Below are 21,281 nucleotides of genomic sequence, written 5' to 3'. Positions count from 1 at the left end.
ATAAGCTTAAAATAATACCAATACATTTTAATGAAAAAAATATTCTTATTTGCAATACTCTTTACAAGCCTTATTTCTTTTTCACAAACGTGCGATAGTCTGCAGCTTTTGAAAAAGAAAGTATACGGATTCAAGCCTTCAGAATTGACTGATACTTTAAAAAGCCTGAAAAACAATGATCTCGACCTGTTTTGGAAAACAGCAAGAAACAATCCAAAAGAGGCAGCTCCCTGCTTAAAAACACTAATTGATAATGAAACTGCAGATTCTTATTTTTGTTTTGACGCTTCATCACTTTTAATAAGGCTTGATAGTACTGATACTTATTTACCAACAGTAATTAAAGGTCTTAAAAAGTGTGAATTGAATGATTTACAACTTTCAACCTATCTCGAAATTTGTTTTTATCTTAACTATCGGAAACAAGATATTACTGAACTGGCCACAAAATTAATTAGTGTTCCGGATGCTAAAATTTTTCTGTCTAATCATTTTCTAACGCTAAATGCTATTGATGCTAGTATCTTTTTGTTCAACAATATGAGTGCTGAAACCGCAGAAAAAACGCTTATTTCAGCTATATCAAGTGGCAATTCAACTGCAAAGCATAATGCTGCTGTACTACTGAATTTAATGGCGACAGATAACGGAGACCAATTTCTAAATTCATTGATTGAAAGAAAACAGCTTGAAGATTTCACGATTCAATTTATAATGAAAGACCGAAAAACCTTTATCATTAAGCCAAAAGGATCCAAAAGCCGCTCTGAAATTCTGGAATCACTAAACGATGTCCCTTATAATTTTGAAAAAGAGTTTTTTGGATTTGCCGGAAATAAGGAATTGACAGGTTCAGCCTGTAAAATGCTGGATAAACAAGATCTGGATAAAATAAGAATTGCCAGACAAAAAACTACACCAGGGCTTTCTGACGAAGCTTTGCATGAATATTTTGCATTAACAACAATCCTGATGACAGTGAGAGACAAAAAAGAAAGTAAATAAGTTGGTAATGTAAAATATTACTATTGATATCAAATCCGATCTGTGAAAGTAAGTCGGATTTTTTTATGCCATAGTGAAATAATTATATTTATTTAACCCGTTTGGTGAAATTAAAAATGAGTGTCAGGCTGAGTCCATTCGTCTTCGCTCAGGATAAACTTAGTCAAAGCCCTTTCGTGTTCAAAAGCCTTCGACTCCGCTCAGGATGACATCAATTCCTTAAGTCATAAATGATGTTTTACTCCCGATTTATACTTTTTATAATCAAATCAGTTTTTTAAATCAATTTCACCCAACGGGTTTATTTGTTAATTTGATAAATTTCAGAAATGGTAAACTGCTTTTTTGTAATAAAAAAAATATATTTACAATATCAAATAAAATTTAAAATACATTATGGAAAGCACACCTATATTTTTTGCAGACGGCGAAAGCCCGAAAATGATTGACGCCTTCAAAAAAGCACAGGAAACGTTTAAATATTTCTGGAGAGAATTATCCTGGGAATATCGGCGCATTATTCCCGCATTAGAAGTAGCCTGCGTAAAACTGGCCTTTACACAGGATATTGAGAATGAAACAATCGTTGAGCATATGTGGATCAATGACATCAATTTTGATGGCGAAAAAATATATGGTATTTTGGTTAATGACCCTAACGAATTAACAAATGTAAATAATGGCGACGAAGTAGAAATTCCGTTCAATCAGATAAGCGACTGGTTATTTGCAACGCAAGGCAAAACATATGGAGGATTTTCCATCCAGGCGATGCGTTCCGAAATGACTCAAACAGAACAAGAAGAACATGACGATGCCTGGGGTATGGATTTTGGAGATTTTAATAATATTCTGGTTGTATATGAACAAAAGGAAAACCCTCAAAATTTAACTGAACATCCTATGAGCATCAATATGAAAGAAAGTCTGGAAGATTTCATCAAAAACAATCCTATGGAGCTTACTTCAAAAGATGAATTGGGCTACACCTTTTTACATCGGGAAACAATTGCCGGAAACCGAACGTCTGTTGAAGTTTTGCTAAAATCAGGTGCCGACATTCATGCAAAAACCAATAACGGCAAAACAGCACTCGATTTTGCCAGACAACTAAACTGGGAACATTTAATTTCGCTTTTTTAAACAGATACAGCTACATTATGACATTAGAAGATTACAAAAAGCAGTTTACAGAAGACGATGCTGTCGGATGGCTCGAAATAGACAAAGAGTTTGAACGCCTTTATCCAGGTCAGGAACCGAAACATTATGCCCCGGCAATCAGTTATATGCTTGGAGGAGATAATCCGCTTGATGGCGTCAGCGTTTATGAAAGTAAAAAACAAACATACCATTTCCACTTTGTCACTTATGGATTTTCGGAATTGTATTATGATGAAGAAAAAGCAGGAGGCGAATTCAGCAAATGGGGATTTGAACTCACCTTTAGATTAAAACCTTTTGAAAAAGACAACGGAAACCCTTCGTGGGCAATTGCGCTTTTGCAGAATATTGCAAAGTACGTTTTTAGCAGTGGAAAATGGTTTGAAGAGTATCATTTCATGCCTGCCAATGGTCCAATACGGCTGGAGACTGACACTGATATTACAGCTTTGGTTTTTGTTGAAGATCCTGAAATCCCTAAAAAACTAACACCTCACGGAGAAGTTTCATTTTTGCAGATAGTAGGCATAACGAAGTCAGAATATGAATCCCTTTTAGAGAATCCCGGAACAGCAGAAGCACTTGTAAATAAATTAAAGGAAAACAATCCATTGTTAATAACAGATTTAAACAGAAAATAATGGTACATTTATTCTATTCACATCTGTTTTTTATTCCGCCATCATCATTACAGAAGCTGCAGAAATAGCCGATTACAGAACAACAGACTGGAATGAAAATACTTTTGACAAAGAAAAGCTTAAGGCCTCTGCAAAACGATTTGAAATTTGGAGAGATCCCGATTTTGACATGGATTATTTTAATGACAGTCTTTTTAATCAACTACTAAGCAACCCTTTAACAAAACCTGTATCTCTTAAGTAAACTATCCTAAATTTTTAACCCATGAAAAAGTTTACTTTACTATTGATTTTCGCAGTCCTTATTTCCTGCAGTAATGATGATAAAGATGTATCGTCTAAAAATAGTTTAAACGGCCGATGGAACTGGATTCTTACCTCCGGAGGTTTTGGTGGCGGATCATTAACTCCTGAAAAGCTAAATCAAACAATGATTATTGAATTCTCAGGTACTTCTTTAAAAACTTATATAAATGACAATCTGTCTAAAACCCAAAAATTTTCAATTCAGAGCAAACCATCAATTTTTGGCGGCAAGCGAAAAGTAATTGTAATCGATAAAGGGAATTCAGATACTGCTGAGGCTTTCCTTGATCAGTCTTTTGAAATTATTGGCAAAAAACTCTATTTAAGACAAGAGTGTGTTGATTGCTCTACATCTGAATATGAACGTATAGAATGATACTTTTTCTCATTTTTAAATTCTTATAAAAACGAAACCTCTACTCTAGCCCTGATCGAAGCGGTATCCTCTGGCTGCAGGGTTTGCAGGCAGAGATATAGCGCAGAGCAGGACAAAGGGTTCTGATAAAAATGGATAGTTCTGCTTCTCAATTTCATCATATAAATTGTCCGGATTGATACTAAAATTGTCTTTTTATACCCCTAACCTATTGATATTTAAGCTTTAAATTTGTTTCGTAACTTTTTAAAAAACATAAAATGAGTGCATCAGATTTTAGTACAGTAGTAAAGGTTGACCAGTCTCCGTCAGCCGTTTTTAATGCCGTAACAAACGTTCGTGGCTGGTGGTCAGAAGAAATTGAAGGCGATTCGGCAAAACTCAATGATGAATTCAATTATCATTATGAAGATATTCACCGTTGTAAAGTTAGATTGACTGAGGTCATTCCGAACCGGAAAATCGTCTGGCTGGTGGAAGAAAACTATTTTAAGTTTACAGAAGATGAAACCGAATGGACTGGCACAAAACCCACTTTTGAAATAACGGAGAAAAACGCAAAAACAGAGCTTAGGTTTACACACGTTGGTCTGGTTCCCGACTACGAATGTTTTGATATCTGCAGGGATTCGTGGACCAATTACATTCAGAATAGCTTAAAAAAACTGATAACGACAGGCAAAGGCGAACCGAATGCGAGCGGAAAACCCCAGACCGAAAACGAAAGAAAACTAAGTGCCGGCGAATAATGCTGTTTTAAAAAACAACAATAAAATGTACTCCGTTACAAAACTGCGCTTACAATTGCCGAAATATTCAGCTTATCAGCTTAACTTTGCAGTTTATAAAAGTAAAAACGTTAAAATACAGCATTATGAATATTTTGGAATTAATGAAAAAAAGATACTCTGCTAAGAAGTACAACGCTGACAAAGTAATTCCGCAGGAAAAAATCGAAGCTTTGAAAGAGATTTTATACCTAAGCCCTTCTTCTATAAATGTACAGCCATGGAAATTTACCTTTGTTCAAAATACGGGAGTTAAGGCACAATTAGCAGCGGTTTCGATGCACAATCAGGAAAAAGTAAATCAGGCGCAGCTGGTAGTTGTTTTTAGTGTTGCAGATGATCTTGATGCTTTTCAGCAAATAGTAGATACTCAGTTCACGGAAGCACGCAGAAACTGGTACAACCAAATGAAAGCAAGTAAGCCTGAAGTGGATTTAAAAATATGGCTGTCCCAACAAGTATACATAGCTCTGGGAGTTGGTTTGACTGCCAGTATTGCTTTAGGTCTTGATTCTACTGCTATGGAAGGTATCGAATCTGACAAATACAAAGAAATTCTTAACATGTCTGATTTTAAACCGTTGTTTGCTATGGCGGTTGGTTATGGCGCTGACGATGATTTTAACCGAATCGAAGTGATGCCAAAATCGAGAAGATTATTGGACAGTGTGATTGAGAGTATCTAAATCAATTACAGGCCAGAATAAATATAGCAAACAAATAGAAATCAATTTATGAAGAGAGCAGCTATAGTTGGGATTACGGTAATTGGCATTTTCTTGTTATTTTTTGGTGCTTTTTATATATTTTTTATAAATATTGATTTTGTTGGACACAAAGATCCAAAAACTGTTAAAGAAAACTTGAAAAGGGAAAATAATAAAATACTATCTGCTGAGTACCGAAATGGAACAGACTATTGTAAAATAGATTTATTAGACAAAGCAAATATTGAAATTAATGTTGGGAATAGTAAAACAGGAATAATTTTAAATGAAAAATATCATATTTCGGGAGATACAATAATAATCGAAAAAAACTCCAATGAATTTATAAATGAGGATTTGAAAGAATATATGAACACTGATAAATTCATTATTGCTGATAAACAAATATTATTTGAAGTAGATAAAAATAATCAATATAATAAATCAAAAGTAATGGAAGTAAAATTTAATGAAATTCACCAGAAGTAAAAATTATTTGATTTAAAACAATTTTACCAATACAAAATCGCACTGCTACATGACCACCGACATCATAGAATTAAATAATTTTATCGTCCTGATCGAGCATTCTAATGCAGAGAAAACCTTTGTACAGAAATGTGAGATCGACGGTGATGCGGTTGGTTTTGCTTTTTATGGTTCCGGCAATGTCGAGTTAGAAATCAAACATAACAAGCAGACCAAATATTTAACCAATACTACCGGATTGGCGATTTCATTTTTTGGCAATCAAAAAGTAGCATTTGCCCATAAAATTGCACCCGACAAACCCTTACAATCCATCAGTATTTTTACGAAACTTAAAAAGCTGCATACATTGCCACAGGTCGAAAAAGAAATTTTCGAAAAACACCTGCCTGAGTTATTAAATCCAAAAGAGCATTTTGTAAAAGGCCCCACTTTTTTTATGACTCTCGACATGCAGCTGGCCGTTCAGAAGATTTTCAATACCTCCTACTCCGGCAATACAAGACTGTTATTTTTAAAAAGTCAGGTCAACGAATTACTGTCGCATTACTTTGCCCTTTTGTCTGATAATAAAAAAGTGGAACTGACCGACAAGGACAAAGAGAAACTTTTTCAGGCAAAAGACATCGTGAGCACGCAATATTCGAAACCGCCTACTATTTCAGAATTGTCAAGGCTCATCGGACTTAACAGTACCAAATTAAAAAAGAACTTCAAGGAGTTATTTGGGATTCCGATTTACAAATACATTCACGAAGAGCGGCTGAACAAAGCATATGAATTGCTTTCACAAACCGAAAAAACCGTTCAGGAAGCCGCCTGGGAAGTCGGATACGAAAGCCTGAGTTCGTTTTCCAATGCTTTTCAGAAAAAGTTTAATTCAAGACCCAACGAAGTAAAAAAACAATTCCTTTCAAACAAATCTTAATTCTTTTCCGACAAATGATTTGGTTATGAGCTGTGCAACTTTGCAGTATCATTAATCTAAAATCATATAAAAATGGAAAATCAGAAAATTTTAGTGCTTGGCGGAAACGGAAAAACCGGGCGCAGAGTAACGAAACTGTTAAAAGAAATAAGCGACGCCGAGGTTTATGTCGGTTCCAGAAATGGCATCCCTCCTTTTCACTGGGAAAATCCCGAAACCTGGCTTGGGGTAATCGAAGGGATTGATACGGTTTATATCACTTTTCAGCCTGATCTGGCTATTCCGTCAGCACCGGAAACCATTCAGAAATTCACTACTTTGGCCACACAAAACGGCGTTCAGAAAATCGTACTCCTTTCCGGAAGAGGTGAAAAAGAAGCACAGGTTTGCGAAGAAATTGTAAAATCGACTGCAAAAAACTGGACGATTGTAAGAGCCAGCTGGTTCAGTCAGAATTTTAGCGAAAGTATCTTTTTAGAACCTATTCTGGCTGGTTACGTAGCCATTGCACGTGCTAAAACACCAGAACCATTTACCGATGCCGATGATATTGCAGCTGTGGTAACAGAAGCACTTTTAAACGAAAAACACAACGGAAAAACATACGAACTTACCGGTCCGAGGTTACTCAGTTTTGAACAAGCCGTTGCCGAAATAGCCCAGATTACAGGCAGAGAGATTCAGTTTCAGTCACTTTCTGTAGACGAATACATCGGTATGTTGCGTGAATATCAGATTCCCGAAGATGAACTTTGGCTGGTAAACTATCTTTTCACTGAAGTGTTAGATGGCCGAAATTCCAGCGTCACGCACGATATTGAAAAAGTCTTAGGCCGAAAAGCCAAAGATTTTACCGACTACGTAAAAGAAACGGCGCAAACAGGAGTCTGGGATGCTCCTAAACTTGCAGAAACACCATGAATTATCCAAGAGCTTTCCTGGCGGGCGTTATTGCATGGCTTTGTGTTGTGATTACTTTTTATGTTCTGGAATACATTCCCTTTTTAAAAAAATCGACGACAGCTCAGGCCTTCATTGCCGCTTTTACCATTATGTTTTATGCCTGGTTTGCCGAGTGGTTGTATTATAAAAAAGCAGCAAAAAAATCTGGGCTTCTCGTGGGAATCATCATCAACGGATCCGCATTGGTTCTGAACGTTTTAGTAACGGTTCCGCTTATCGAAATTCCAAAAGGAAGTAGTTATCAGACCTTTTTCAGCAATCCTTTATTATGGATTCTGGCGGTCATTAACGTAGTAACGGTGTTTTTATATTTAAAGCAAAATACAACTGTAAGCGAAAACTAACAAACACTATTTCAAAATCCGATTTGCGATAAGCAGATCGGATTTTTTATAGCATGCCCCGCAGAAAAAGCGGGTCGGGCTATTCGCTAAATTTTTTGTTCCGTTTCTCTTCACAAAAAGATACCGCTGCTATCCCTCATGCGGCAGTTGGTTTCATAATAAGCTTCACTTTTCAATACAAAAAGGTTTTCAAAATTAAATTTATAAACATCAATCCAAATTAAAATAAAGCAGAATATTCTTATATTTACCTCGTATTTTAATTTAAAAAAAATGAATTGGTCATCCAAATTAATCATCCATAAAAAAGAACTCCGAATAGCAATTTACTTTGAAAAAAAAGCAAAATTGATTGCGCGCATCAAACAATTCGAAGGCGCAAAATGGAGCCAAACCTTAAAAGTCTGGCATTTACCGGACAATGAACAGAACCGAATTCATTTTAAAATACCCGCTGCCTATTTATCATTTCCATCAGAGGAAGGGATTTTAGCCATCCAAAAATTTAGTAATTGGCTTACTTCCAGACGTTATAGTCACAATACTGTAAAAACATATACTGAGGCCTTAAAGTCCTTTTTGGTTTTTCATCGGGAACTTCTCATTTCCGAAATCACAAATGATCATATCATACTATATAATAACGATTACATTTTAAAAAATAACCTTTCGGCTTCCTATCAAAATCAAATCATCAACGCTCTAAAATTATTTTTTAAAATTATTGAATCCCGAAAAATAATCCCTCAAGAAATTTTTCGTCCTAAAAATGCAAAAACTTTACCCAACATTTTGAGTAAAGAAGAGGTATTGCGAATTATCGATTCTACCACCAACCTAAAACACAAAACATTATTGGCATTAATTTATTCTGCCGGACTTAGAATCAGTGAAGCCATCAATATGAAACTTACTGACATTGATAGTCAGCGCATGCTAATACACATCAAAAATGCGAAAGGGAAAAAAGACCGTTATACATTATTATCCAATAAAATTCTTCTTTTGTTACGAGAATATTACAGTGTATACAAACCTCAGTTGTATTTGTTTGAAGGTCAGTTTAAAGAACAATATAGCAGCCGAAGCGCACAAGCCATTTTACAAATAGCAGCCCGAAAATCGGGAATTACAAAACGGATTAGTTTGCATACCTTACGGCATAGTTTTGCAACTCACCTGTTAGAATCAGGAACTGATTTACGATATATTCAGGATTTATTAGGACATAGCAGTCCAAAAACAACTATGATTTACACACATGTATCAAGCAATTCATTACAAAAAATCATCAATCCCTTCGATATGTAAGAAATAATTTTATTTTTGTAATGCAATAAAACGCAAAAAAACATGCGCATAACATGCCAATATAGTATAAAACAGGCTAAATTTATTCGCATATAAATTAGTTAGGCGTGAGTTGCGCCGAAATTACGCAGATGAAAACAATTAGAAAATGAATTGGTTTCCTCAAGAAGTTTACAAAGCAGAAGCGTGAAAGTTGGAATTTAGAAACGAAAATCTGAAAAGCTAAAAGTTGAAAGTTGGAATCTAAAAAACAGAAACGTGAAAAGCGGAAACGTGAAAGTTGGAATCTGAAAAGTAGAAACTTGAAAAGCGGAAGCGTGAAAGTTGGAATCTGAAAAGTGGAAACGTGAAAAGCGGAAACGTGAAAGTTGGAATCTGAAAAGTAGAAACTTGAAAAGCGGAAACGTGAAAGTTGGAGTCTGAAAAGCAAAAAATTGAAAAATAGAAGCGTTAAAAATTAGAAGTTTAATAGTAATTCCGACAAAACAACCCCCGCCTAACAGCGGTTACACGAGATTTGGGTTTTAGGCTTAATTTAAAGTTGGTTTTGTATCTGAAAAATTAGTGTTTAACCGAAAAATTAGTCTTAATTTAGTCCCAAACCTCGTGTAGCCGCAAAACGTTAGCGGTAATTATCCCGCAGAGTCAGGAATCTAACGCAACAAATGATAAATTTTATCTTTGTTGAATTGTAAAAAAATAAAAAAGTGAAACGAACGTTTCTCATTACTAAAAAAATGGCAGAAAGCACAAAATTATCAAAATCTCAATTTACCGTATTCTATAATTCTCTAATTAAAGGTTATAGTGAAGACTTTAAAAATATAATCGTAGGACATGATGAATTAGTTAAAAACTTATTTAAGAATAATGAAATTATTGAAATTGAAGATTTAGAAAAATATATTGATGAAATAACAGACAATGCTATTAAATCTTTACTATTAAGATTAATTGCAGTAAAAGAAATTATACATTGTAGAGATGATAATAAAAACCTTAATATAAAAGAGGTTTGGACATACATTTCAAAATCAATAAAGATTATCCCTAGTTGTTACAATATTTCTTCGATTGGCTCGCAAGGTTTTTTATCTATTCCATTGTATAAGTACGATGAAACTTTAGAAACATTTGATTTTATTAGATTACATATTTTTGACGATTCTCTAAATGAATTAATGGATTTAAAAAAATGTGAAGATTTTTCAGTTCATACTCATACCTTTTTTGCAAAAAGCTGGATTATTACTGGTAAAATAATAAACAATAGATACGATTATATTTTGCATTCAGAAAATTCTAAACATTCATTTTTTAAAGTCAAATACAATGATTCGCTAAATGAAGTAAATCAGCATACTTCTCTAGCTATTAATGAAAAGATAAATGTAGAATTATTTCAAACTTCAGAAGAAATTCATTTTGAAAAAGGATATTATGAAATAAAACCTGGTAAATTACACAAATCTGGCCATAAAAATTCTCCATTTGTTTCAGCAACCTTTTTTTCATTTACTGGAAAAGATGGGTTAGATAAATCAATTGTAATTGGTCCTAGAGAAATAGAGGTATCAGAAGTAAATAGAAAAATGATTATAGATCCTTTATATCTTTTAGAAAAAATAGATAACCAATTAAACAACTAATAAATGGATCAAAAAAAAACGATGTTACTTGATTGGATGCGAAAAATTCATCAATTAGAATATGCCCATTGTTTTCAATCATTGTATTACAGTAAACTTGAAAAAAGAATTGGAATATCTGCTTTTGTATTATCAACTTTAGTTGCTTTCTCATATAGGTTCCCAGCAGTTGAAAATATTTGTTTCAATACTTATTTCTTTTTTTTAAAAAAGGAATATTTACTACCTTTTATACTTCTTGTTGTTGCTTTACTTACCGGTTTGCAAACTTTTTTAAAACCAAATGAAAAAGCAGAGAATCACAGAAAAATTGGTTTGGAATATGAGAAAATAAGACATAACATAGAAATCGTATTAACCAAAGAACAAACAGAAACAGAAATTGATTTGCGAATAAAAGAAGTCAAAAAAAAGTGGGATGTTTTAAATACGGTTTATGTTGATGATAAATATTTTGCCCAAGGTAAAGAAAAAGTAAAATCTTTTAAAAAGTACCCTAAAGAGTTAAGTTTTCTGCCCGACATTGAAGAGAAAAAATAACTACCGCTAACACACGCTACAAGCAATTTGGGTATTAGGCTTAATTTAAATATGGTTTTGTATTTGGAAGATTTGGCAAATCCGAATAATGGGCTTAATTTAGTCCCAAACTACTTGTAGCGCGGGGACGTTACCTGCCATATTACCAAAAATCAAGAAAATGACAAAAACAGAAATTGAAAACTATTTAGAAAAAATCGAAAACATATTACTTTTCGAATCTGAAAGGCATACAATTTTTTTGAATCGAAATTGGGCAAATTCATTTGCGAATGAATCCGCAGTTTATCTATTTCGTGAAAATGACGAAATATGTTATGTTGGAGAAACAGGTAGTTTAAAAGGTAGAATGAATGACATTTTGAATACAAAAAATCATACAATCAGAAGAAATTTTGGAAATACTCATTTTTACGAATTTGAAAACTATGACAAGCCTTCGTCAAGTAAAGGATTTTGTGAAGAAATTGAAATTCTACTAAACGAAAAAATCGAAACGGATCTAACTTTGTCATATATTGTTTTGTCGTTAGGCAGAAAAGAATTAGAAGAAAGACTTTTCGACAAATTTCAGCCTAAATATAGTATAAAAGGAAAACGTGGAGCCGAAAAAAAATATACAAAATCTGCCAAACAATTGCTAAATGGAAATGCCTACGAAAAATGGACAACTGAAGATGATCAAAAATTAGAAATTATGTTTTGTGAGGGAAAAAAAGTAAAAGAATTAGGAGAAATATTGAAAAGAAATGATGGAGCAATTCGCTCGAGAATAAAAAAGCTTGAACTAAAAGAAAAATACGGCAGGTAACACACGCTACAACGGATTTGGGCAATTGGCTTAATGGAAAGTTGGTTTTGTATTTGGGATAATTTGGCAAATCCGAAAATAGGGCTTAATTTAATCCCAAACCCGCTGTAGCGCGAGAACGTCAGTCTGTGAAAAAACTTCCGTTGATTAGCAACAAATATAGAAAAGTATTGTTTAAAAACAGGATTTTTCGTATTTTTCGTAATGCAACATATACAAGGAATTTCCCGCCAACAAATGCGTTTTTCAAGTTTAGAAGATGCAATATCTGCCGATAATCAAGTACGTTTTATAGATGCTTTTGTAACCTTTTTAGATTTGGAAAAACTTGGTTTTGCAGTTACTTCTATTAAATCAGAAGGTCGACCGAGCTATAATATCAAAGTGTTTTTGAAAATCTATTTATACGGCTATCTCAATGGATTAAGAAGTAGCCGCAAGCTGGAAAAAGAATGTTTTAGAAACATTGAAATGCAGTGGTTGTTAGAAGACATTCGACCGAACTACCACAGTATCTCTGACTTTAGAAAGAACAATCCTGCAGCATTAAAAAACTTGTTCAAACTCTTTGTCGTTTTCTTGAAAGATGCCGATTTAATAGCAGGGGAAACCATTGCTATTGATGGAACTAAAAGCCGGGCGCACAATAGTCGTAAAGCTAATTTCAATCAAAAGAAAATAGATAAACATTTAGAATATATCGAAATCAAAACCCAGCAATACCTTGATGCTTTGAAAGAAAATGATGCAAAGCAGAACCCTGAAAAAATCAAAAACATCAAGCAAAAAATTGAACGTTTAAAACAAAACAAAATCCGCTATGAATTACTGGAAGAAAAACTAGAAGCAAGTGGCGAACCTCAAATAAGCACCACCGATAGCGATGCCAGAGCCTTATTAGTTCAGGGGCAAGTGGTTGAAATCTCATTTAACATTCAGGCTGCAGTCGATGCCAAACACAATCTTGTGGTAGCCACTCATACCATCAACAAGAACGACCGCAGTGCTTTATCTGCCATTGCTCTTGAAGCCAAAGAGAATTTAGGAATTGAAACTTATACTGCATTAGTGGACAAAGGCTATCATAATGGCAAACAAATAGAAATCTGCAAAAAAGCGAACATCACTACAATTGTAGCACAGCCCGAACAGGGGAAAAATAAAGAAAGGATAGCTGAGGGTTATTTGATCTCGAAGTTCCAATACGACCAAACCACCGACACCTACACTTGCCCTGAGGGAGAAACGCTTAAAACCACAGGTCACTGGCACAAGAAAACCGATAGCGATAGTTATGAATTCAAGAGATACCGAACATCCAAGTGCAGGGAGTGTCCCGTAAAGCAGTTATGTACCAGCAGAGTGGCTGGACGAGATATAGACCGCAGTCAATATGCTGATGCCGTAGAAGAAAACAACAAACGTTATCACGCAAATCCACAGCTCTACCGCAAGCGACAGGAAATCAACGAGCATATCTTTGGTACGATCAAACGGCAATGGGGCTATAATCACACTAATTTAACAGGATTGGAAAAAGTAAATGGAGAACACAGCTTAATTATGCTGGTCTATAACATCAAACGCAGTATCAATATACTGGGCGTTCCCGAACTTATTGCAAAACTTCAAAAATGGAACTCACCCTACAAGGCAAAAGTCTTGTTTTTACTAAAAACGAGTTATTTAAAGCTTCATACAACAACTAATTTTTATCCCGAGAAATTAGCAGCCTAAAAAAAGTGATTCAATATAAGGCTTTATTTGAATTACAGTAGAGTAAAATCTAGAGGTTTTAACTGGAAAAGGAGGTTTTTTCACAGCCTGACGTTGTGCGTCACTTTAACCAAAAAACAAGAAATAACCAATACATGAAGAATTTTACAATTACATTTTTAGCATTATCTCGAAGTACCAATTTAGAAATAAAATCAGAAACAGATTTGGACACAATAATCAGTGATTTTATTTACATTTTTGCTAAAGAAATTGATTATGACAATTATAAAATTAGTATTGAACCTTTGCAACAAAACACTAAAATATTTAAACAAAAAATAGATGATTTAGTTAAGAAATATAAATCTAGTGAACCAAAAATTCAACAATTGAATTCATATTTTCAAGATTTAAAAGATGATGAATACTTTTTCTTTTTTCCGAATACTAACATTTCAACTGAACAGAGTTCTCAATACTATAATTACTTGATTGCAAAAGAGAGTAATGAAGATTTTGAAGAACTTACTAAAAAAATAGATGATTTGTTTGGAATTTTAAGAGAAAAATATGAAATAATTGCATTTGATGAAAACACTAGAAATAAAATAGGAGAACCAAATAAATCAAAAAGAGTTTGCAGATTTTGTGGTAAAACAAATGGAGAAGTAACGTTTAGAAAAGTTGCACATTCAATTTCCGAAGCTTTGGGTAATAAAAAAATAGTAACAAATGATGAATGTGATTCTTGCAATGAAAGATTTGGAACAGGAATAGAAAACGATTTAATCCTTTATTTAAATTTATATCGAAATATATTTGGCATAAAAGGGAAAAATGGCATTCCTAAATTGAAAGGGAAAAATTTTGAAATCGAAAACAACGGAACAATTGAAATTAAGCATTACTTAAACGAAGAAGAGGAAAATGACCCAAATCATGATGATTTTAAAGTAAGATTTGAAACTAATCAAGATTTAGTTTCTCAAAACATATATAGAACATTAGCAAAATACGCATTAAGTGTTATTGATAAAAAACAATTAGAAAATTTCACTGAAACAATTAAATGGATTAATCAAGATATATCTTTTGACAATTTGCCGAAAGTTGCAATGTTAAAATCATACGATTTATTTTCACATCATCCGAAATTAGTTGTCTATATTCAAAAAGAAGAAGATCCAGATTTACCGTATGCAGTTGCCGAATTTAGGTTTACATTTTTAACTTTTGTTTTTATAATTCCCAAATCAAGTAAAGACAAATTAGAATTTGTAGAAAAAAAAGAATTCGAAAAATTTTGGGATTTTTTTAAACATTATAAATCTGCACCTAATTGGGATTTCAAAAATATGAACGATAATGTTCCTCGGAAATTTATAATGAATTTAAGTTTTATAGAAAGAGAAAAATAAAAAAAAGCGACGCACAACAGCCACTACAACGGATTTGGGCAATTGGCTTAATGGAAAAATGGTTTTGTATTTGTGAAGATTTGGCAAATCCGAATAATGGGCTTAATTTAGTCCCAAACCCGCTGTAGCGCGAGAACGTTAAGCGGGAGTTGAAAGCCGAAATTACGCAGAAGAAATCCATTAGAAAACAAGCATTTGTTTCCGCAAGAAATTAACAAAGCTGAAGCGTGAAAAACGGAAGCGCCAACAGAAGCTGGAAAGTTGAAACCTGAAAAGCAGAAGTGTGAAAATTGGAGTGGAAAAACAGAAACTCGGAAAACAGAAGCGTGAAAATTGGAAACGTGAAAATTGGAATCTGACAATAGAAACTTGGAAAAAGCAAGCGTGAAAATTGGAACCAAATAACTGAAAACTAAAAGCAAACGTGAAAGTTGAAAATAGCAAACCGAAATACAGAAGCGTGAAAAAAATGCGGTTTAATAGTAATTCCGACTAAACAACCCCCGCTTAACACACGCTACAAGCAATTTGGGTATTAGGCTTAATTTGAAATTGGTTTTGTATTTGGAAGATTTGGCTAATCCGAATAATGGGCTTAATTTAGTCCCAAACTGCGTGTAGCGCGGGAACGTTGTGCGTGATTGCTCCCAAATTGGAAAGCGGAAAACCGAAAACTAATTGACAGCCGAAATTGGAAAACTAAATATTGGAAAGCGGAAAATTGGAATCTAAAAAGCAGAAACTTGAAAGCTAGATTTTGACGAACCGAAATTTGAAAATTTTGAATCTGAAAATCAGAACTTTAAAGCTGGATTTTGACAAACTAAAGCCGAAAAATTGGAACCTGGAAAATCGAAATCTGAAAGCAGAAAATAACATTGAAACCGCATAACCGAACTGTTGTCGATTTTCAGAACTTGCTCACTTTACGTGTCGCAACCTCGCACAACATACGTCTCTAGCTATTTGCAACTTTAGTGGAATTATCGTTTTTAATTCCTATTTTCGTTTAGCCGAAAATACTCTGTTTCATAAGCTGCAAACAGCTAGAGGCGCAGGAACGTTACCAGTAATTGCACCGAAAAAAAACGTAAAAAACATAAAATGAAATTTCTAAAAGGTTGTTTAATCACATTGATGATATTTATTGGAATAAGTTTCATTGGATATCTTTTATTTAAAAATAGTGTCATAAATAACTTGGAAAGTTCAAATAGCAACGTAAAACAGAGTTGGACTAATTATACAGAAAATTTAAAAGAAAGAAACGCAGAATTATCAAAGCAGAATTTTAAAAACGACAGTCTGAAATTTTATTGGAATAAGGCTAAATCTATTACTTTGACTGAATGTTCAAAAGAACTTGAATTTAATGAATACAAAATAAATCAATTCGTTATGTCGGACAGTTTAAACTCAACACTAAATGAAAAAATAAATTTGAGTTTAGACAATTATAATCAAAACGTTAGAGAATATAATACATACAGAGTTAGGTTTCCAAATTCTATAATCGCAAGAAAAACAGACTTTCCAAAAGATTTTAATTATTTTGATTATAGATATGGAGTTGACAATGAATCGAAAATGATTAGAAAGAAAAAAGTAGAAAATTGGATTATTAACGGAGGCACATATCCTGAATAGCAACTACTGGTAACAGGCGTTTGGCAAGATTGGGGTTTTAGGCTTAATTTAAAGATGGTCTTGTACTAGCAAAGTTTAGTCTTTAACCGATAATTAAGGCTTCCCTAATCCCCAACCTCGCATTCTATGGCAAAATCCAAGTAAAAAACGCTAAAATTATGCTGCAAATTTTTGAATGTTTACATAAGGTGTTCCGCGGTTAATAGTTGCAAAAATTCGCCCCAATAGTTTGCATCTTATATTATTTAAAACCAACATTTTCGATTTCCCTTCGCCTACTTTCCGTGCATAATATTGTTTGAGTTCCGCGTCGTGTTTTTTGCTATTTAAAGCACACATATTCAGTAACGATTTTAGTTTTTTATCTGCTAGATGATTGACCTTTGTCCTTCCTTTTATAGAACTTCCAGAACTGTATTGAAATGGAGCCACTCCAGCATAACAAGCCACTTGTCGCCAGTTTTCGAAGGATTGAAACGATTTGGTAACTAAGATAATATACAAGGCAGTTTGTGGCCCAACCCCTGGAATACTTTGAATGAGCTCGTTCTGCAATTTGAGCTGCTCATTGGATTGAATGATTTCTTTCATTTTCCTTTCTACTTTTTCGATTGCTTTTTGAAGTTGTTTAATAACTACTTTATTAATTTTTAAAACATCACCCATAGCTTCTTTGGGAATATAACCGATTCCTTCACTGGTACTTCCAATGATACGCAAGCTTTTAAGTAGTTTTTCACGTTCTGTAAAAAGTAATTTAAGTTCCATTAATGATAACTCTGGAAGCTGTGTTAATCGCAACTTGTGCAAATGTGTTAAGGTATAAAATGCAATATCTTTAGAGTCATTTTTATCAGTTTTCCCTCTGGAGATTCCTTTGCTGCGTTTGATTTCAATGGCGGGAATCATCCAATAATCGATCTTGTACCGTGTCAAATAACATCCCAAAGGAAGTGAATAAACACCCGTATCTTCAAAGCTGATCAACACCTCTTCTAAAGCAATTTTTCGATTGTTTAGCTGCTTTACAATCTCTTTAATTCCTTTGTTGTCGTTACTTACCACAAAGTGAACTATTTTCTTTCCTAATGGCTTCTCAAGAAAAGTGACGTCTAATTTTGACTTAGAAACATCAATCCCTACAAAAAATAAATACTTTTTCATACATTTGATTTTAAGTGAAATAAAAAGTTGAATTTGCTTTAAAGCCTTTATTAGACCCGTTGTCTATCATTCTATTTGAAGCCATTCAACAAAACTCAAGGAGGAGCAGAAGACTAATGCGAGGTATGGATCATGAGTCTGGCCAAGCGCGTAGTTCACTTCTGCTTTCCTTTGAGAAATTTACAAAATTTATGCTTTACAAAGTAAAGGCCAAGCGCCGGGACGTTACCAACAAGCAATAAAAAAAAACGCAAGAATCAAGAATTCAGTCAATTAAACGTATTCTAACAAAACAAAAGCACATTAAAAGTTGACTTAAAAATAACTAGACTTTCAAAGTTTGAGAAAATAAAAAAACGTTCAAAGTTGATTTAAAAATAACTAGACTTTCAAAGTTTGAGAAAATAAAAAACGTTCAAAGTTGACTTAAAAACAACTAGACTTTCAAAGTTTGTGGAAAAATAAAAAACAAAGTTTCATTCAAACTTTACCTAGAAAATGAAAAATATAACTAATTAAGTTTGCGGAAAATTCAAAAATCAAGAGAAACCTAAATTGATATAAACTCGGCGAAAAACACTAATTTGTAGAAACGTGAAAAAGTTTGGGTAATAATAAAACTGGAATAATAAAACTACAAATTTTGCCAGTTGGTAACAGGCGTTTGGCAAGATTGCGAATTTTGTAGTAAATACACGTTTACATTTCGCAAGAAATTTTATATTTGATAGAAAATAATCGGTTCCGAAGTTCGCAACCTCGCATTCTATGGCAAAATCCAAGTAAAAAACGCTAAAATTATGCTGCAAATTTTTGAATGTTTACATAAGGTGTTCCGCGGTTAATAGTTGCAAAAATTCGCCCCAATAGTTTGCATCTTATATTATTTAAAACCAACATTTTCGATTTCCCTTCGCCTACTTTCCGTGCATAATATTGTTTGAGTTCCGCGTCGTGTTTTTTGCTATTTAAAGCACACATATTCAGTAACGATTTTAGTTTTTTATCTGCTAGATGATTGACCTTTGTCCTTCCTTTTATAGAACTTCCAGAACTGTATTGAAATGGAGCCACTCCAGCATAACAAGCCACTTGTCGCCAGTTTTCGAAGGATTGAAACGATTTGGTAACTAAGATAATATACAAGGCAGTTTGTGGCCCAACCCCTGGAATACTTTGAATGAGCTCGTTCTGCAATTTGAGCTGCTCATTGGATTGAATGATTTCTTTCATTTTCCTTTCTACTTTTTCGATTGCTTTTTGAAGTTGTTTAATAACTACTTTATTAATTTTTAAAACATCACCCATAGCTTCTTTGGGAATATAACCGATTCCTTCACTGGTACTTCCAATGATACGCAAGCTTTTAAGTAGTTTTTCACGTTCTGTAAAAAGTAATTTAAGTTCCATTAATGATAACTCTGGAAGCTGTGTTAATCGCAACTTGTGCAAATGTGTTAAGGTATAAAATGCAATATCTTTAGAGTCATTTTTATCAGTTTTCCCTCTGGAGATTCCTTTGCTGCGTTTGATTTCAATGGCGGGAATCATCCAATAATCGATCTTGTACCGTGTCAAATAACATCCCAAAGGAAGTGAATAAACACCCGTATCTTCAAAGCTGATCAACACCTCTTCTAAAGCAATTTTTCGATTGTTTAGCTGCTTTACAATCTCTTTAATTCCTTTGTTGTCGTTACTTACCACAAAGTGAACTATTTTCTTTCCTAATGGCTTCTCAAGAAAAGTGACGTCTAATTTTGACTTAGAAACATCAATCCCTACAAAAAATAAATACTTTTTCATACATTTGATTTTAAGTGAAATAAAAAGTTGAATTTGCTTTAAAGCCTTTATTAGACCCGTTGTCTATCATTCTATTTGAAGCCATTCAACAAAACTCAAGGAGGAGCAGAAGACTAATGCGAGGTATGGATCATGAGTCTGGCCAAGCGCGTAGTTCACTTCTGCTTTCCTTTGAGAAATTTACAAAATTTATGCTTTACAAAGTAAAGGCCAAGCGCCGGAACGTTATAGCCAATTTAAACAAATATCAGCTAAAATGAAGCACATTATATTTATAATTATTAGCATGATTTTTATTCCGTTACAAATGGATGCTCAAGAAAGTCAAAATCTAGAAAAGGTTAAAGAAAAAATGCTTCAAAATGCAATTGAAATCGGCAAATCTTATAACTTTTCTTTAGATTATTCAGACGAATCAATAAATAATGTGGAAAGTATTCTCAGTGATATAAATAGCGAATATGTCAAAAACAAAAACGAAGAAGGTTTAAGAGGGATTGCACTTATATTTAGTTTTTACATTGTAGCTGTTATTGAGAAGAATCACGGAAAAGGAAAACTTGAACGCGATGATAAAAGCATTGGTAAAGATACCTTTCCATTCTATTGGAATGGTTCTACTCTGTTTCCTTATGGTTGGTGTCTAAAAAGAATATATGATGGAGATGGTGACAATATTGCAATTAAATATAAAATGCTTGTTCTAAAACCGAAATAAACTGGCTATAACACACGCTACAAGCAATTTGGGTATTAGGCTTAATTTGAAATCGGTTTTGTATTTGGAATGATTAGGCAAATCCGAAGATAAGGCAAAATTTAATCCCAAACTGCTTGTAGCGCGGGGACGTTGTGCGTCAGTTTGGAGCGACAGAAAACCGAAAGAAAACTAAAATAAAATGAGAAAAATAATTCCTATTGTAATAATAATTTCAATTTTTTGTTTTGTGGTTTATAACTCCAAATCTGAATATTATGAAAAAAGTAAAGAATTTAAAAGCAGTACTTTTAGCGGTGAAATTTTAAAAATAACAGAAGGTAGAGGAAACAAAATATACTATGAAAATGATAAATATTTTTACGACAGTGAATGTAAAGATTTGGAAATAAAAGTTGGAGATGTAGTTCGTAAAAGTTTAAATGAAATAATCGTAATGAGAAAAGACTTAAACGGAAATTATGTAGAAGTTGGAAAAGAGATAATTACAGAACAGAATAAAAGTTATTTTAATTATTTTTTTGGAATTTAATCAAAAATTAAAAAGTCAACTAAACAAAAAAAATGAATTCAAAAGAAAACTTTTCTGAATTATCAAAGACTGAATAAAAAACCGAACGCACAACAGCCGTTTCACGAAATTGCGGGGTTTGGGATTTATCAGAATTGGTAATTTTTTAAACTAAATTTTGTTTATATTTATAATCAACAGTGTTGAAAATCCGCAACTTCGTGAAGCGGCGACACGTTAGTGGCAAGCGGACAAGAAAAGAAGAAAAAAATCACG

The 21,281-nt window shown here is 33.4% G+C and carries 21 protein-coding genes; 19 read left to right on the top strand and 2 right to left on the bottom strand.

Features of this window, described 5'->3' with window-relative positions:
• Nucleotides 1–30: 30 nt before the first annotated feature.
• The 17 genes from BXU10_RS06200 (at nucleotide 31) to BXU10_RS06120 (ending at nucleotide 16,806) form a co-directional block, all read left to right on the top strand.
• Nucleotides 31–1,005: a hypothetical protein gene (locus BXU10_RS06200; protein WP_123921961.1), complete on the top strand. Its 975-nt coding sequence runs from the start codon at nucleotides 31–33 to the stop codon at nucleotides 1,003–1,005.
• Between the two features lie 396 nt (nucleotides 1,006–1,401).
• Nucleotides 1,402–2,148 (top strand): YegJ family protein, encoded by a 747-nt coding sequence (locus tag BXU10_RS06195; protein WP_078226602.1) that lies wholly within the window; start codon nucleotides 1,402–1,404, stop codon nucleotides 2,146–2,148.
• 17 nt (nucleotides 2,149–2,165) lie between these two features.
• Nucleotides 2,166–2,810 carry a suppressor of fused domain protein gene (locus tag BXU10_RS06190; RefSeq protein WP_078226601.1) on the top strand — a complete coding sequence of 215 codons (645 nt, stop codon included), beginning with the start codon at nucleotides 2,166–2,168 and terminating at the stop codon, nucleotides 2,808–2,810.
• Nucleotides 2,811–3,075: 265 nt separating this feature from the next.
• Nucleotides 3,076–3,492 carry a hypothetical protein gene (locus tag BXU10_RS06185; RefSeq protein WP_078226599.1) on the top strand — a complete coding sequence of 139 codons (417 nt, stop codon included), beginning with the start codon at nucleotides 3,076–3,078 and terminating at the stop codon, nucleotides 3,490–3,492.
• A gap of 260 nt (nucleotides 3,493–3,752) precedes the next feature.
• Nucleotides 3,753–4,241 carry an SRPBCC domain-containing protein gene (locus tag BXU10_RS06180; protein ID WP_078226598.1) on the top strand — a complete coding sequence of 163 codons (489 nt, stop codon included), beginning with the start codon at nucleotides 3,753–3,755 and terminating at the stop codon, nucleotides 4,239–4,241.
• Between the two features lie 125 nt (nucleotides 4,242–4,366).
• Entirely contained in the window at nucleotides 4,367–4,966 is a 600-nt protein-coding gene (locus BXU10_RS06175) for a nitroreductase family protein (protein ID WP_078226597.1), read from the top strand.
• A 48-nt stretch (nucleotides 4,967–5,014) separates the two neighbouring features.
• Nucleotides 5,015–5,476 (top strand): hypothetical protein, encoded by a 462-nt coding sequence (locus BXU10_RS06170; protein WP_078226595.1) that lies wholly within the window; start codon nucleotides 5,015–5,017, stop codon nucleotides 5,474–5,476.
• Nucleotides 5,477–5,525: 49 nt separating this feature from the next.
• Entirely contained in the window at nucleotides 5,526–6,404 is an 879-nt protein-coding gene (locus BXU10_RS06165) for an AraC family transcriptional regulator (RefSeq protein WP_078226593.1), read from the top strand.
• A gap of 72 nt (nucleotides 6,405–6,476) precedes the next feature.
• Nucleotides 6,477–7,325, top strand: coding sequence for an NmrA family transcriptional regulator (locus BXU10_RS06160; RefSeq protein ID WP_078226592.1), 849 nt, complete (start codon nucleotides 6,477–6,479; stop codon nucleotides 7,323–7,325).
• Entirely contained in the window at nucleotides 7,322–7,711 is a 390-nt protein-coding gene (locus tag BXU10_RS06155; RefSeq protein ID WP_078226590.1) for a DUF5367 family protein, read from the top strand. The genes BXU10_RS06160 and BXU10_RS06155 overlap by 4 nt, the downstream gene beginning before the upstream one ends.
• Before the next feature lie 273 nt (nucleotides 7,712–7,984).
• Complete coding sequence (locus BXU10_RS06150) at nucleotides 7,985–9,022, top strand: site-specific integrase (RefSeq protein WP_078226588.1); 1,038 nt, start codon at nucleotides 7,985–7,987, stop codon at nucleotides 9,020–9,022.
• 737 nt (nucleotides 9,023–9,759) lie between these two features.
• Nucleotides 9,760–10,671, top strand: a complete 912-nt coding sequence (locus BXU10_RS06145) for a hypothetical protein (protein WP_189328062.1) — start codon at nucleotides 9,760–9,762, stop codon at nucleotides 10,669–10,671.
• A gap of 3 nt (nucleotides 10,672–10,674) precedes the next feature.
• Nucleotides 10,675–11,211, top strand: a complete 537-nt coding sequence (locus BXU10_RS06140) for an SLATT domain-containing protein (protein WP_078226587.1) — start codon at nucleotides 10,675–10,677, stop codon at nucleotides 11,209–11,211.
• A gap of 160 nt (nucleotides 11,212–11,371) precedes the next feature.
• On the top strand, nucleotides 11,372–12,022 hold the full coding sequence (locus BXU10_RS06135; protein WP_078226586.1) for a GIY-YIG nuclease family protein: 651 nt from the start codon (nucleotides 11,372–11,374) through the stop codon (nucleotides 12,020–12,022).
• A gap of 204 nt (nucleotides 12,023–12,226) precedes the next feature.
• Nucleotides 12,227–13,759, top strand: a complete 1,533-nt coding sequence (locus BXU10_RS06130; RefSeq protein WP_078226584.1) for an IS1182 family transposase — start codon at nucleotides 12,227–12,229, stop codon at nucleotides 13,757–13,759.
• Nucleotides 13,760–13,893: 134 nt separating this feature from the next.
• Complete coding sequence (locus BXU10_RS06125) at nucleotides 13,894–15,159, top strand: HNH endonuclease (RefSeq protein WP_078226582.1); 1,266 nt, start codon at nucleotides 13,894–13,896, stop codon at nucleotides 15,157–15,159.
• 1,104 nt (nucleotides 15,160–16,263) lie between these two features.
• Nucleotides 16,264–16,806: a LemA family protein gene (locus BXU10_RS06120; protein WP_078226581.1), complete on the top strand. Its 543-nt coding sequence runs from the start codon at nucleotides 16,264–16,266 to the stop codon at nucleotides 16,804–16,806.
• A gap of 156 nt (nucleotides 16,807–16,962) precedes the next feature.
• Here the strand turns inward: BXU10_RS06120 and BXU10_RS06115 are convergent, their stop codons facing one another.
• Both BXU10_RS06115 and BXU10_RS06110 read right to left on the bottom strand, forming a co-directional pair.
• A complete protein-coding gene (locus BXU10_RS06115; RefSeq protein ID WP_078225959.1) occupies nucleotides 16,963–17,970 on the bottom strand; it encodes a transposase in 1,008 nt (335 codons plus the stop codon).
• Between the two features lie 798 nt (nucleotides 17,971–18,768).
• Complete coding sequence (locus BXU10_RS06110; protein ID WP_078225959.1) at nucleotides 18,769–19,776, bottom strand: transposase; 1,008 nt, start codon at nucleotides 19,774–19,776, stop codon at nucleotides 18,769–18,771.
• A gap of 256 nt (nucleotides 19,777–20,032) precedes the next feature.
• Here BXU10_RS06110 and BXU10_RS06105 point away from each other — a divergent pair, with 256 nt between their 5' ends.
• Both BXU10_RS06105 and BXU10_RS06100 read left to right on the top strand, forming a co-directional pair.
• Nucleotides 20,033–20,494 (top strand): hypothetical protein, encoded by a 462-nt coding sequence (locus tag BXU10_RS06105; protein ID WP_123921960.1) that lies wholly within the window; start codon nucleotides 20,033–20,035, stop codon nucleotides 20,492–20,494.
• 181 nt (nucleotides 20,495–20,675) lie between these two features.
• Nucleotides 20,676–21,026: a hypothetical protein gene (locus BXU10_RS06100; RefSeq protein WP_078226577.1), complete on the top strand. Its 351-nt coding sequence runs from the start codon at nucleotides 20,676–20,678 to the stop codon at nucleotides 21,024–21,026.
• The last annotated feature ends 255 nt before the right edge of the window (nucleotides 21,027–21,281 follow it).

Source organism: Flavobacterium sp. LM4 (assembly GCF_002017935.1).
Classification (GTDB): Bacteria; Bacteroidota; Bacteroidia; order Flavobacteriales; family Flavobacteriaceae; genus Flavobacterium; species Flavobacterium chungangense.
Note: the sequence above shows the minus strand (reverse complement) of the source record. Positions and strands in the feature narration are given on the sequence as shown.

Bases quoted from the DNA above. Each gene is read 5' to 3' on its own strand.
- BXU10_RS06200 (WP_123921961.1), top strand. From the start codon at position 31: ATGAAAAAAATATTCTTATTTGCAATACTCTTTACAAGCCTTATTTCT.
- BXU10_RS06195 (WP_078226602.1), top strand. From the start codon at position 1,402: ATGGAAAGCACACCTATATTTTTTGCAGACGGCGAAAGCCCGAAAATG.
- BXU10_RS06190 (WP_078226601.1), top strand. From the start codon at position 2,166: ATGACATTAGAAGATTACAAAAAGCAGTTTACAGAAGACGATGCTGTC.
- BXU10_RS06185 (WP_078226599.1), top strand. From the start codon at position 3,076: ATGAAAAAGTTTACTTTACTATTGATTTTCGCAGTCCTTATTTCCTGC.
- BXU10_RS06180 (WP_078226598.1), top strand. From the start codon at position 3,753: ATGAGTGCATCAGATTTTAGTACAGTAGTAAAGGTTGACCAGTCTCCG.
- BXU10_RS06175 (WP_078226597.1), top strand. From the start codon at position 4,367: ATGAATATTTTGGAATTAATGAAAAAAAGATACTCTGCTAAGAAGTAC.
- BXU10_RS06170 (WP_078226595.1), top strand. From the start codon at position 5,015: ATGAAGAGAGCAGCTATAGTTGGGATTACGGTAATTGGCATTTTCTTG.
- BXU10_RS06165 (WP_078226593.1), top strand. From the start codon at position 5,526: ATGACCACCGACATCATAGAATTAAATAATTTTATCGTCCTGATCGAG.
- BXU10_RS06160 (WP_078226592.1), top strand. From the start codon at position 6,477: ATGGAAAATCAGAAAATTTTAGTGCTTGGCGGAAACGGAAAAACCGGG.
- BXU10_RS06155 (WP_078226590.1), top strand. From the start codon at position 7,322: ATGAATTATCCAAGAGCTTTCCTGGCGGGCGTTATTGCATGGCTTTGT.
- BXU10_RS06150 (WP_078226588.1), top strand. From the start codon at position 7,985: ATGAATTGGTCATCCAAATTAATCATCCATAAAAAAGAACTCCGAATA.
- BXU10_RS06145 (WP_189328062.1), top strand. From the start codon at position 9,760: ATGGCAGAAAGCACAAAATTATCAAAATCTCAATTTACCGTATTCTAT.
- BXU10_RS06140 (WP_078226587.1), top strand. From the start codon at position 10,675: ATGGATCAAAAAAAAACGATGTTACTTGATTGGATGCGAAAAATTCAT.
- BXU10_RS06135 (WP_078226586.1), top strand. From the start codon at position 11,372: ATGACAAAAACAGAAATTGAAAACTATTTAGAAAAAATCGAAAACATA.
- BXU10_RS06130 (WP_078226584.1), top strand. From the start codon at position 12,227: ATGCAACATATACAAGGAATTTCCCGCCAACAAATGCGTTTTTCAAGT.
- BXU10_RS06125 (WP_078226582.1), top strand. From the start codon at position 13,894: ATGAAGAATTTTACAATTACATTTTTAGCATTATCTCGAAGTACCAAT.
- BXU10_RS06120 (WP_078226581.1), top strand. From the start codon at position 16,264: ATGAAATTTCTAAAAGGTTGTTTAATCACATTGATGATATTTATTGGA.
- BXU10_RS06115 (WP_078225959.1), bottom strand. From the start codon at position 17,970: ATGAAAAAGTATTTATTTTTTGTAGGGATTGATGTTTCTAAGTCAAAA.
- BXU10_RS06110 (WP_078225959.1), bottom strand. From the start codon at position 19,776: ATGAAAAAGTATTTATTTTTTGTAGGGATTGATGTTTCTAAGTCAAAA.
- BXU10_RS06105 (WP_123921960.1), top strand. From the start codon at position 20,033: ATGAAGCACATTATATTTATAATTATTAGCATGATTTTTATTCCGTTA.
- BXU10_RS06100 (WP_078226577.1), top strand. From the start codon at position 20,676: ATGAGAAAAATAATTCCTATTGTAATAATAATTTCAATTTTTTGTTTT.